The sequence below is a fragment of the Odoribacter splanchnicus DSM 20712 genome (assembly GCF_000190535.1).
GTDB lineage: Bacteria > Bacteroidota > Bacteroidia > Bacteroidales > Marinifilaceae > Odoribacter > Odoribacter splanchnicus.
In genome coordinates this window covers 2,179,380-2,191,874 of sequence record NC_015160.1, presented here as the reverse complement: position 1 = coordinate 2,191,874, position 12,495 = coordinate 2,179,380, and the positions used below count along the sequence as shown (strand labels likewise).

Sequence of the window (12,495 nt, the reverse complement as noted above, 5' to 3'; positions counted from 1 at the left end):
AAGGATACTTATAATTGAAAGTTACACCTGCATAAAATAATTGAAAATTTTTCTTGTATAAATTACGGAAAAATTTTCAATTATCCAATATTTTGAGCGGTTTATTTGGGAAGAATTACCCGATAAGCAGGTTTGAATTTTCCGGTACTGATATTATTCAGCTTATTTTTCAGAATTCTCTTTTTTAAAGCAGACAGATGATCTGTAAACAGAATACCTTCCAGGTGATCGTATTCGTGTTGGATGATCCAGGCTTTAATACCGCAAAACTCCTCTTCGTGTTCTTGTCCTTGCTCGTCCATATAGCTGATTCGTATACAGTTGGGGCGTTTGACGTCTTCGTGGATGCCGGGGATACTGATACATCCTTCGTTGCGGCTGATTTCATCTCCCCAACGTTCGAGGATATGCGCATTGATAAAGGCTTTTCTGAAACCTTTACAATCAGGATCCATTTCTTCGAAAGCATTTGCATCGACAACGAATATACGGATATTTCGTCCGACTTGCGGAGCTGCCAGGCCGACTCCGTCTGCTTCGTCCATCGTTTGAAAAAGATCCCGGATGAATTTATCCAGTTCGGGGTATTCGGGGGTGATATCTTCTGAAATTTTACGTAAGATCGGGTGTCCGTAGACTACTATAGGTAAAAACATATATGTAAAGCTTTTAAATTTTTAAATTCCGTTGTTGTTCCATGTAAGAAGTCAGGATAATGGTTGCACTCATCGTGTCGATTAAAGCTTTATCCTGACGTGTCTTTTTTTTGGCACCTCCTTCTAAGAGGGCTTTATGAGCCAGAACAGAAGTAAAGCGTTCGTCATACATGACTATGGGGATATGCGGGAATCTGCGTTTCAAACCACTCAGGAAAGGCTTGATATAGGTCATACTTTCCGAGTCGCTGTTATCCATCTGTTTGGGGTGACCGACAACAAAAAGATCTACTTTTTCATGGGATAAATATGCTTCCAGAAATCGGAATATCTCTTGAGATAAAACGGTTTGCAAGCCTGTTGCTATAATTCCGCAAGGATCGCTCACTGCTAAACCGACTCTTTTTTTCCCGTAATCGATGGCCAGTATTCTTCCCACGTTCCTATTTATTTAGGATAACAAAGATATCTTCGTTTTTATTTTTCATAAGGTATTGTTCTCTGGCAAATTTCTCGAGATTATCTTTATTACTCAATAATTCCTTCATTTTCCGGTTATCTTCTTCTATCTTATTCTGGTAGTAAGCTTTTTCTTTTTTCAAAGTGGCGATTTTTCCTCGCAATTGCATTTTACCTACCAGGCTGTTCCGGTCAAAAAAAGCAAGCCACACCAAAAAAATAAGCAGGGTAATGGTATATTTGTTCATTAATCTGCTCACCCAAACGCTGTTACTCGTATTTTTATCCTTTTCTTGCATAGTTTTGCAAAGATAAGAAAAAACGATCAAAGTTCCGATTTTGCGCCGCATAATTATAAAAATCCACGGAATAATTATACCTGTTGTTGATTATCAAACGTTTGCAGTTGCTGAAAATCGTCATTTTGCTATTTTTCGAACAGCTTATTTTCCTAAATTTGTAGAGGAGGATGTGCTCCTGAAAGTAAAGAATATGAATCTGTCGTCTGGTTTTAGTTAAGAAATAAAATGAGAACGATGAAATTAGAAACAATTTAAAAGGAAATATATGGAAGAAAAGAAATTAGCTGTGATTGCTTTGGGGGGAAATGCCATACTGAGAGGCAATCAGAAAGGTACTGTCGAAGAACAGAACCAAAATATCCGGGAGACTTTGGAGAATCTGATTTATCTGGTTCGTGAAGGGTATAATCTGATTATTACTCACGGAAACGGTCCTCAGGTAGGAAATATCCTGATGAGTGACGATGCCGGAGTAAAAATGTATGGGTTACCTCCCATGACATTAGATATGTGTGTGGCTTATTCACAAGGTGAGATCGGCTATATGATCGAGAGAAATTTGCGGAATATACTCCGGGAACACGGACTTACCCGGCATGTTGTTTCTATGATTTCTCAGGTCGTTGTCGACGAGCACGATCCGGCATTACAAAATCCGACTAAACGGGTTGGTAGAATTTATACCCGCGAAGAAGCAGATAAATTGGCTGCAGAACATGGATGGATTTTTAAAGAAGAGATTAAAGTAGAAGGAGGGTGGAGAAGAGTAGTACCGTCTCCTGCCCCTATCGATTTTAAAAATGCTGCTTTGGTGGAACGGATGGCTCGTTCGGGAAGTATTGTGATCACCGGTGGAGGTGGCGGTATCCCTGTATATGTGGATGGGGAAGGAATGTTGCAGCCGCTCGAAGGAGTGATCGATAAGGATTTGGCTTCGGCAATGATCGGAGCAAGGGTGAAAGCCGATGAGTTGTATATTCTGACCGATGTCCCTTATATTTATAAAGATTTCCGTAAACCGACCCAAGAGGTTTTGGAGTTCCTCGATTATGCCGATGCGATGAAATATCTGGAAGCCGGGACTTTCGGAGAAGGAAGTATGGCACCGAAGATCCGGGCTTGTCTTTCTTTTGTCGAGAAAGGTGGACAGAAAGCGGTAATCACCGAAGCTACTAAGCTGGAAGATCGTCGTTACGGTTCTAAAATTACCATGCATTACGATTAAGAATAGGTGTACGAAATTAGTGTTAGAATTAGTTTATTTTTTATACTTTTGTCCATTACCAGGATTTTGGAATCTGAAATTTACAATTTAAAATAAAGAAGATTATGGCTTTTAATTTAAGAAACAGGAATTTTCTGAAGTTGTTGGACTTCACCCCCGCAGAGATTAAATACATGTTGGATCTGGCTGCCGATCTGAAAAGAGCAAAATATGCCGGAACTGAACAGCCCCGTTTGAAAGGTAAAAATATCGCTTTAATATTTGAAAAGACTTCAACCCGTACCCGTTGTGCTTTTGAAGTGGCTGCCTATGATCAGGGTGCTCATGCCACCTATCTGGGCCCTACCGGATCGCAGATCGGTGTGAAAGAATCGATGAAAGATACGGCCCGTGTACTCGGGAGAATGTACGATGGTATCGAATATCGTGGATTTGCTCAGGATATTGTTGAAGAATTGGCTAAATATGCCGGTGTACCTGTTTGGAACGGTTTGACCAATGAATTCCATCCGACTCAGATCCTGGCTGACTTCCTGACTATGTCGGAACATACCGATAAACCCCTGAACAAAGTAACTTTTGCTTATTTGGGAGATGCTCGTTTCAATATGGGTAATTCTTTGATGGTCGGTGGTGCTAAAATGGGTATGGATGTTCGGATTGTTGCACCTAAAGCTTTACAACCGGCTGCCGAATTGATCGCTACTTGTCAGGAGATTGCAAAGGAAACGGGTGCAACGGTGACTGTAACCGATAATGTAGAAGCCGGAGTGAAAGGATGTGATTTCTTATATACCGACGTATGGGTATCTATGGGAGAACCTGCCGAAGTATGGGCAGAACGGATTAAATTGTTGATGCCTTATCAGGTGAATGCAAAAGTGATGGAAATGACAGGAAATAAGAATTGTAAATTTATGCACTGTCTGCCCGCTTACCATAATCTGGAAACTCAGGTAGGTCGTGATGTACATAAACAATTCGGCCTGAACGGTATCGAAGTGACGGAAGATGTATTCGAATCTCCGAATTCTATCGTATTCGATGAAGCTGAAAACCGTATGCATACGATTAAAGCTGTGATGGTTGCCACTCTGGGTGACTAAAATGAACTCTCGGCAAAAGAAATGTGTCAGGTTTTCCCTGGCACGTTTTTTTGTTTTCAGTAACCGAAGGTTAACTTATTTTATTTGTCCTGCTATTTCTTTTTGGAATTTATAGATAGCAAAAGTACTGGCAGGAATGGTTTGCTACAGCGTTTTGCCGGAAAATTGAATCGGAAATTCGTCCGGTTGGATCAAATTGGACTGCTCCAGGGTGTTTTCTAGTCTCGGTTCATTGGACCGGAGTTGGATGCAAGTTCCGTTTGTCAGTCTTTCCTGGGGGGCAATCCGTCGAAATTGAATGCCAGCTTCTGAGGTTGCCCGGAAGTATCGACTACCTTCACAATAATTTCCCGGGTATCGTTATCCCAAACCGCGCTGGCAAAGAGGCCGTACTGATCGTCATTGCCGGCAACAGGCTTTTGATTCATCGTTAGGGGGAGTACCTGATTACCTTTATTTCTCGAAAATAGTTGTTGTACATAATAACTACTAGTGCGTACGGCATGTAGATTGTCGAACCAAATCATATCCGGTCGCCATTGCCATCCCTCTGTACGGGCAAAGAGAGGTGGTGCATAAGTGGCCATGTGGATTACGTCGGCGTTCCGTTCCATTCCCGTCATAAAGGCTGTTTCCAAAAGTGCTGCATTGAAATGATTCCATTTTTCCCCCGACCATGACAAGCATACTCTCCTGCGAAAACTTTAGGACCTTTACGGTCATATCGATCATACCGGTTACCTTGGGATAAAAACCAGCTTTCCGGTCTGTAAAAATATTCGTTGACCAGGTCTACTTGTAGGCGTTTTATTTCCGGCCATAGATAGTCGAATTGATCTCCTTAGGAATTCGGACCCGAACTGCCGATAATCTGAATTTCCGGATAGGTATTCCGGATGGTCCATTTCTGCCTGTATTTTGCCCCAGGTTGTACTCGGAGTATTGTTAGCGAACTCGATCAATTCCAAAGCATCCTGAATATAAGGAGCGAGATCGTCGGGAGCTATGTGAGTAGAAGCATTGTTATTCTGGAACTGGCAAGCCGGGCCATAGCTTAAAACCGGAAGTGGTGTCGCTCCGATTTCTTCGGCTAATTGGAAAAGCTCAAAAAATCCCCAACCGTAACTTTGGTAATTTACAGCTTCTTTCCCGTCAGGTATACGTGTCCAGACGCTGAAGCGGTATTGTTCTCCTTTTTTTACACCGATACCGAAATAACCTTCATTTTCCAGGCTTGTCCATTTATGGGGATAACCGGAGGGAGAGAGGCGAACATAATGAGGGTTGTATTCGAACGGACCGTCATTCTTTACTTCTAGCTTTCCGAATGTTTGCCAGCCCATCAAAGATTAAGGGAATTCGAAAGAGCGGTTTTTGATTAATTCTGCATACAATCCTCCGTCTGCACCATAATTGATGTCTTCAAAAAAGAGACCGTACATGGTAAGCTGAATGGGAGCTCCCGGTTTGTTGGTCGAAATGTTCATTTCGTGGATTTGACTTTGTACCAATAGGTGGGCGGACAAAAATAAGCCTGTAAATAATCTGTTGAGTTTTATCATTGTTTGGCAAATTTTGAATTTTATGTAATAATACATTCAAAAATTTATTTTTTAGGTAGAAAAATACTTGTAAAAGGTCAGTGTATAGCTAAACATTATAAAAACGTAATTTCAACACTTATGTTTGTTGTGCTGAGGGAGAAGGGATAATCAGCATAATTTTAAATCGATGAATTGGGGGAAATGTATAATTTTAGGTATATTGCAGACATAAATGTAAGGCAATAACCTTTGAAATTGACTTGAGCAAAAGCAAGTTGATAGGGGGTGGATAATTTTTTAGAAAGATGAGGAACGTTTGTATTTTTTTGCTTATGGTATGCAGTCTATACGCTTGCGAAGAGGGATGCGGAAATAAGGAAGTGAATGCAGATCTGACGATATCTTTTCCCCCTTCTGTTAACACACCTATCCTGGAATATATCGATACTGTAAAATACTTGAAATTGGAAGATAAAGACGAAGCTTTACTGGCTTATGTAAATAAAATGGTTTGCAGGGAAGATAAGATCTATCTGGGGGATTTTTCCAATCACAAAATAGTTGTCTACGATACAATAGGAAGGTTTCAGTATGTGATCGACCGGCAGGGGCGTGGCAGTGGAGAGTATCTTCAGATCAAAAGTTTTGCCGTCGACGACTCCTGTCTTTATGTGTTAGATACTTTTCTGCCCGGTCTTCATGTTTTTGACAACCGGACGGGGGCCTATGTTGCCAAGAAAAAAATGGCTTTTATTGCTTGGGATTTCGAGACTTTGAGTCGGGGACGGATGATTTTTACTTTTTGTTTTTTCAAAGATGGGCATTTACCTCCCTCTCAACCTTCTTATCGTCTTTTGATTACGGACAACGATCTGAATATTATTCAACGCCTGTTGCCTTTTGAGGAAGAAGGCGATCCTATAGGAAAAGAGGTCTATTTTACTTCAAACGACCGGGAAGTGGTTTTTAATTGGTGTATGAACGATTCGTTCGTTATACTGGATAAAGCAAATCCGGATAGTCTGAGAAGAATCCGGATCGATTTCGGTGTGAATCAGATTCCGGAATCTTACCGCGGGGACTATGACTTGATAATCGGAGGTTCTTGTAACTATATATACGAAACTCCGGTTGTTGACGGAGACTATATCGCAATGGAAGTAAGGAAAAAAGATTTGGACGAATGTTATCTTTTTCATGTACCGTCCGGGCAGTTGCTTGCAAATCCTTCCGAAGTTTCCTCTCCTTATATGGCTTTTCCGGATTGCTGTGATACTCAGGGACATTTTATCGAAGTGATCGTCAATAAAGAGTTTTACGACGAGCACGTCGAATCCGGTTTTCCCCGGGCTGATGCAGAGTTCGAAAAACATTTGGAGGATGGGATGGCTTTGTTAATTTATAAAATGAAAAAGTAACTTGGGTACTGGAAATACTCCGCGGCTAAGCTTAAAAATATTAAGCTGTCATCGAGACTTTTGGGTAATCCTTTATAGCCATAGTGTCAATGCGTTTACAGAGTTTGCGGGTAGGTATACCGTTTGTTTGTCTCCGGTACGAGGATATATTTTCGACATCATTTTATTTGTTTTTTAATAGTGTTTCTTTTCAGATAGACGATGGATTGTAAGGCCAATAAAATTACAAAAAGATATTCAGCTGTTAAGTATAGCGTTAGTGTGGTATTTGTACTGTTATTTAATCCATACAGATAAATTAAGTATATGCCTGTTGCGATGGCCTGAAATATAAAAGTGATCTTTGTTTTTCCGGTACCACCGACTGCATTGAGGTAAACATAACCGGGTAAAGCAAATGAATAATTCAGCAATGTGACAACCAAAGGTGCAACAGCCGATTGTATCAATGATTCATCGGTTGTATAGATTCCTATAATCGATCGGTGGCAGATCAGGACAATGCCAATCAAGGGGATACCGATGGAATACCCCAATTTTAGAATTTTTCGGCAGATAGGGAAGAGATTTGCTTTTTCTCCTGCTCCTATGGAATTACTGATTAATGCTCCGGTGGTGACAGCGAAGGAATTAACGATGACAAAAAATAGAGCGGAGACACTTCTGGTGATATTAGAAACAGCTAATTCGGTTTTGCCTAAATGTTCGATACCTACAAAAAACAGGAACCAGGGAGCTACACTGATAAAAGCATGAAACATGCTCCATACCGATAATTTGAGTACTGCGATGAGTAATTGTCCATCATAGACTGTCCGTAAACCATATTTTATTTTGTCTATTTTTATCCACATATAGATGCATAAGGTAATGAAAGAACCTCCTTCTGCCAGTGAAGAGGCGATAGCCGCTCCGGATATGCCTAAATGCTGCATGAATATCAGGAAGTAGTTGAGAGGAATATTGATCCCTATTGCAACGATAGCTGCTCCTGATAGAGCCCGGGTATACGTTATGCCGACAAGGAAGGAACGTATAGCTAAAAAAGGAAATGAAAACAATAATCCCAGGCTACGCCAATCCAGATATCGGATAATTGCCTGGTAAATTTCGGGAGAATTGATCGATCTTTTGAAAATGACTGGCGAAACGATATGTACCGTTAGGTAAAGAAAGAGGGCTAGTCCCATTAGAAACAATAACCCTTGAAAAAATATTTTGCCTGTTTCTTGGTAATCTTGTTCTCCGTTTTTTCGGGCAATCATCACTTGCAATCCGATACTGAATCCGAACCCAAGCATATAAACGGCCAGATAATAAATTCCGGCAATGGCAGAAGCTCCTAATTCTATTTCTCCGACATGGCCTAAAAAGGTTGCATCTGTAATATTGATCAGTTGTTCCATTAAAATGCTCATCATCACCGGAAAGTTGATGAGCCAGATTTGTTTATAGGTATAATTCATCGCTCAACTGTAAATAGTACGATCTGACTTGCTGTACACAAGCAGTTGCTTCAGTTCGTAAATTCATAAATAAAAAGATATAAAACTCAGGACAAATTTCTGGAAGTATTTGTCTGATAGCTGAATAGCTTTATTATGTGGAGCTATTCGTCGAGCGTAGCTATATACAGAGTTTCATTGGAAGTGAATACTTTTTGTTAATCGATTGCAGGACAAAAGTATAGAAAATAATTCTGTTTCGATGATCGTGTTTCCAACTTTTTTAGAATCGAGTTTATTTTATTAAAAACAAAAATAACTTTGCAAAAATGAGAAAAGAAGATACATACACACTTTTAGGGACACTATTTTCGGATACTTTAGCTTGGGTGAGTGGAAAAAGAAAAAGTCCCAAAGTATTAAACCTCAGGACTTTTCTTATTTTTTCCGTCTTTATCAGGCGGTGCGGACGGGACTCGAACCCGCGACCCCAGGCGTGACAGGCCTGTATTCTAACCAGCTGAACTACCGCACCAAAATTATTTTCATCATTTCAAAAAAGCGGTGCGGACGGGACTCGAACCCGCGACCCCAGGCGTGACAGGCCTGTATTCTAACCAGCTGAACTACCGCACCTTTTTTATTTATGCATCAAACAACCGCTGTTGTTCTCAATTGCGAGTGCAAATGTAGGACGTTTTTTTGAATCTGCAAATATTTTATCAAAAAAAGAGAAGAAATTTTGTGGAAATTATTTTGTCGCTGTAATAAGAAATTCAGAATGAGAAGGTTGAATAGAACAATGAGAAATGGAAAATAAATCTTGGGAAAAAATGTGCTTTTTTGACTTTTTCATTAACTTTGGCCTTAGTTAAAACAAATAATAAACTGGATTTGTTTTCAGGTTAGTCCGGTGACAGACTAATGTGTAAATATTTAAAATTATTAAATCTAAATCATTAATAATGAACGTACCAGCAGAATTAAAGTACACCAAAGAACACGAATGGATTCGTGTAGAAGGTGAGGAAGCAGTTGTAGGAATCACAGACTATGCTCAAAGTCAATTGGGCGATATCGTTTTCGTTGAATGTGAAACAGTCGGAGATGCATTGGAAGCAGGTGAAACTTTCGGTACCATCGAGGCTGTGAAAACTGTTTCTGATCTTTATTTACCGGTGGCAGGTGAAGTGCTCGAATTTAATGAAGAGCTCGAAGGTGAACCTGAATTAGTGAATAAGGATCCATATGGAAAAGGATGGATTGTAAAAATTAAAATCAGTGATGAGACTGAATTGGATGGACTGTTGAATGCTGATGCATACAAAGCGATAATTTAAGTCCTTGGAATGAGATAATTAAGGCTGTATTACGTGTAAGTAATACAGCTTTTTTTATGTATATTAGGCAGACTAACTGATTTTTTATAATTTTGAATTTCTATTGAAATGAAATCTAAAATTTAAAGATATGACTTTGATAAAATCAATTTCGGGTATCCGGGGAACTGTCGGTGGTTGTCCCGGAGATAATCTTACCCCGCTGGATATCGTGAAGTTTGTTTCTGCCTATGCAACCTGGCTGAAGACAGGTGCCGGGAAAAAAAAGGCTAAAATAGTTCTGGGTAGGGATGCCCGGGTGTCGGGCGATATGTATGCCAAATTGGTGGCTGCAACATTGACGGGTTTGGGACACGATGTGGTCAATATCGGTTTAGCCACGACGCCGACAACAGAGATTGCTGTGACTGCCGAGAAAGCGGATGGAGGTATCATTCTGACAGCCAGTCATAATCCAAAGCAATGGAATGCGCTGAAATTATTGAATAGCCGGGGAGAATTTTTATCGGCAGCCGATGGGGAACAAGTCTTGAAATTGGCGGCAAAAGAAGAGTTCGAGTATGCTGAGGTGGATGAATTGGGTACTGTTGTAGAAAAGGATTATACCCCATATCATATCGATCAGGTGCTGGCGTTAAAATTAGTGAATCGGGATGCGATAGCTCAGGCTGATCTTAAAGTTGTCGTGGATGCGGTAAATTCGGTAGGAGGTGTTGTCATTCCGGCTTTATTGCGGGCCTTGGGGGTAAAAGAGATCATTGAATTGAACTGTGAACCTACCGGACATTTCGCTCATAATCCGGAACCGATACCTGAAAACCTGACTCAGATTGCTGCTAAAATGAAAGAATCCCGTGCAGACCTGGGAATCGTGGTCGATCCGGATGTCGATCGGCTGGCTTTGATCTCCGAGAACGGTGAAATGTTCGGAGAAGAGTATACCTTAGTGGCAGTAGCTGATTACGTATTGAAACACACCCCAGGCAATACCGTGTCTAATTTATCTTCTTCCAGGGCTTTGAAAGATGTGACAGAAGCTTATGGACAACAATATCATGCTGCTGCAGTGGGAGAAGTGAATGTGGTTGCCGAGATGAAACGAACGCATTCGGTGATCGGTGGAGAAGGGAATGGTGGTGTGATCTACCCGGAAAGTCATTACGGGCGGGATGCTTTGGTCGGAGTTGGATTATTCTTGTCCCATTACGTTGCCCAGAGCAAGAAGATGACCGAATTGAAAAGTACCTATCCGCCATATTTTATCTCGAAGAATAAGATGACCCTTTCCCCCGATATGGATGTAGATAAAATTCTGGAAGGACTGAAAGAGAGATATGCCACAGAAAAAGTGACAGATATCGACGGGGTAAAAATCGATTTTGCACAAGGATGGGTGCATTTACGGAAATCGAATACTGAACCGATCATCCGTATTTACTCGGAAGCTAAAGACGAGGCTGCTGCCAATCAATTGGCAGAGGAAGTGATTGCCGCAGCTAAAAGTACGTTTTAGAGCGTGAGAAATTGAACTGTAAGCAGTGACCGTAAGGCTTATTTATCGTTTTCCGGATAAACCGGAAAACGATAGGCTGTATATTATTCGACATATAATACCAAGCCTTTCAGGTATTCGCCTTCCGGGTGGTATATGCTTACCGGATGATCTGCCGGTTGGGTTAACTGGTGGAGGATACGTACTTTCCTTCCTGTGTTGGCTGCTGCTGTGAATACGGTCTGACGGAACAGTTCCTTAGTCATGACTTGTGAGCAGGAGAAGGTGAAAATGATCCCACCGGGTTTGACTACTTCAATGCCTTTCCGGTTCAGTTTTTTATATCCCTGGATGGCATTGTTGAGTACATTCTGATGTTTCGCGAATGCCGGAGGGTCTAGAATGATCAAGTCGTATTTATTGTGAGATTGTTCCAGAAATCTGAAAGCTTCTTCTGCAAATGCTTCATGCCGCCTGTCTCCGGGAAAATTGAGTGCTACGTTTTGTTTGGCCAATTCGATCGCCCGGGTGGAGACATCTACGGAATGTACTGATCGGGCACCTCCCCGCATGGCATAAAAAGAGAAACCTCCGGTGTAACAAAACATGTTTAAGACCTGTTTATTACCGGCATATTTTTCGAGCAGATGTCGGTTTTCCCGTTGGTCGATAAAAAAACCGGTTTTCTGGCCTTCTAACCAGTCGACATTGAATTTTAACCCATTTTCCTGTGCTATAAAATGATCCGCTTTCCCGTATAAGTAACCGTTATGTGGATCGATCGCCGCTTTGTAGGGAAGGGTAGATTCCGATTTATCGTAAATGGCGGTTAATCTGTTTCCTAAAGTTTCGAGTAGGGCCCGGGTGATATTTTCCCGTTCCAGGTACATACCTACGGAGTGGAATTGAACGACAGCAACACCGGCATAATAATCGACGACTAATCCGGGAAGATTGTCGCCTTCTCCATGGATCAACCGGAAAGTATCGTTGTCTGCTCTGTCGGTCAAACCGATAGCTCGGCGCATGTGATAGGCTGCTGTAATTCGTTGTAGCCAAAAAGAATAACCGATTTCTTCATCTTCAAAAGTGAGAATTCGGACTGCGATAGAACCGATCTGGTAATGCCCTGTCGCCAGATATTGATTGTCCGAACTATAGACTCTGACCAGGTCTCCTTCCTGTAATTTCCCCTCTGTTTTGGCGATTGCCCCTGAGAATATCCAAGGATGATAACGAAATACCGAACGGTCTTTTCCTGGTTTTAGTATGATTTTATTCATAAGATGAAGCATAACTGATTACTGGACTGCAAAAATAGATAAAAAACTTTGATCTGTTTCTTTAAAAGTCGATATTATAACCCTAAACCGAACGATTGCGTAATACACAAAGAATATTTGAGAGATAGTTTCTTGTTTTTGTTGGAAAAGTTCTTAAAAATTCATAAATTGCGAATATTGTCGGGGTATGTAATTTTGAGCTGAAGTGCCCCCTAAGAAGTTTAA

10 protein-coding genes, 2 tRNA genes and 1 pseudogene are annotated in these 12,495 nt (G+C 41.0%); 5 read left to right on the top strand and 8 right to left on the bottom strand.

The genetic code is table 11. The features are described 5' to 3' along the window. Positions 1-101: 101 nt before the first annotated feature. From def to ODOSP_RS09180, 3 genes are read right to left on the bottom strand one after another with little or no spacing between them, the layout of a single operon-like run. Positions 102-656 (bottom strand): peptide deformylase, encoded by a 555-nt coding sequence (gene def, locus ODOSP_RS09190; RefSeq protein WP_013612062.1) that lies wholly within the window; start codon positions 654-656, stop codon positions 102-104. A gap of 13 nt (positions 657-669) precedes the next feature. Continuing rightward, entirely contained in the window at positions 670-1,095 is a 426-nt protein-coding gene (ruvX, locus tag ODOSP_RS09185) for a Holliday junction resolvase RuvX (protein ID WP_013612061.1), read from the bottom strand. Between the two features lie 4 nt (positions 1,096-1,099). Next, a complete protein-coding gene (locus ODOSP_RS09180; RefSeq protein ID WP_013612060.1) occupies positions 1,100-1,465 on the bottom strand; it encodes an FtsB family cell division protein in 366 nt (121 codons plus the stop codon). A gap of 217 nt (positions 1,466-1,682) precedes the next feature. Here ODOSP_RS09180 and ODOSP_RS09175 point away from each other — a divergent pair, with 217 nt between their 5' ends. Both ODOSP_RS09175 and ODOSP_RS09170 read left to right on the top strand, forming a co-directional pair. Next, positions 1,683-2,642, top strand: a complete 960-nt coding sequence (locus ODOSP_RS09175) for a carbamate kinase (RefSeq protein WP_013612059.1) — start codon at positions 1,683-1,685, stop codon at positions 2,640-2,642. Between the two features lie 104 nt (positions 2,643-2,746). Continuing rightward, entirely contained in the window at positions 2,747-3,748 is a 1,002-nt protein-coding gene (locus ODOSP_RS09170; protein WP_013612058.1) for an ornithine carbamoyltransferase, read from the top strand. Positions 3,749-3,892: 144 nt separating this feature from the next. Here ODOSP_RS09170 and ODOSP_RS09165 read toward each other — a convergent pair. Then, positions 3,893-5,310, bottom strand: a pseudogene (locus tag ODOSP_RS09165) (alpha-L-arabinofuranosidase C-terminal domain-containing protein). 314 nt (positions 5,311-5,624) lie between these two features. Here ODOSP_RS09165 and ODOSP_RS09160 point away from each other — a divergent pair. Further along, on the top strand, positions 5,625-6,710 hold the full coding sequence (locus ODOSP_RS09160; protein ID WP_041556622.1) for a 6-bladed beta-propeller: 1,086 nt from the start codon (positions 5,625-5,627) through the stop codon (positions 6,708-6,710). A gap of 158 nt (positions 6,711-6,868) precedes the next feature. On the opposite strand, the gene ODOSP_RS09155 is transcribed toward ODOSP_RS09160, so the two are convergent. From ODOSP_RS09155 to ODOSP_RS09145, 3 genes are all read right to left on the bottom strand, one after another. Next, a complete protein-coding gene (locus tag ODOSP_RS09155; protein ID WP_013612056.1) occupies positions 6,869-8,176 on the bottom strand; it encodes an MATE family efflux transporter in 1,308 nt (435 codons plus the stop codon). A gap of 440 nt (positions 8,177-8,616) precedes the next feature. Further along, positions 8,617-8,690, bottom strand: a tRNA-Asp gene (locus ODOSP_RS09150). Positions 8,691-8,717: 27 nt separating this feature from the next. Then, positions 8,718-8,791: transfer RNA gene (locus ODOSP_RS09145), tRNA-Asp, on the bottom strand. Between the two features lie 329 nt (positions 8,792-9,120). Between ODOSP_RS09145 and gcvH the strand changes: the two genes are divergently transcribed. Together gcvH and glmM are read left to right on the top strand one after the other, a co-directional pair. Then, a complete protein-coding gene (gcvH, locus tag ODOSP_RS09140) occupies positions 9,121-9,495 on the top strand; it encodes a glycine cleavage system protein GcvH (protein ID WP_013612055.1) in 375 nt (124 codons plus the stop codon). Between the two features lie 130 nt (positions 9,496-9,625). Next, positions 9,626-11,008, top strand: coding sequence for a phosphoglucosamine mutase (gene glmM, locus ODOSP_RS09135; RefSeq protein WP_013612054.1), 1,383 nt, complete (start codon positions 9,626-9,628; stop codon positions 11,006-11,008). 83 nt (positions 11,009-11,091) lie between these two features. On the opposite strand, the gene ODOSP_RS09130 is transcribed toward glmM, so the two are convergent. Next, complete coding sequence (locus tag ODOSP_RS09130) at positions 11,092-12,270, bottom strand: class I SAM-dependent rRNA methyltransferase (protein WP_041556620.1); 1,179 nt, start codon at positions 12,268-12,270, stop codon at positions 11,092-11,094. Positions 12,271-12,495 lie beyond the last annotated feature (225 nt).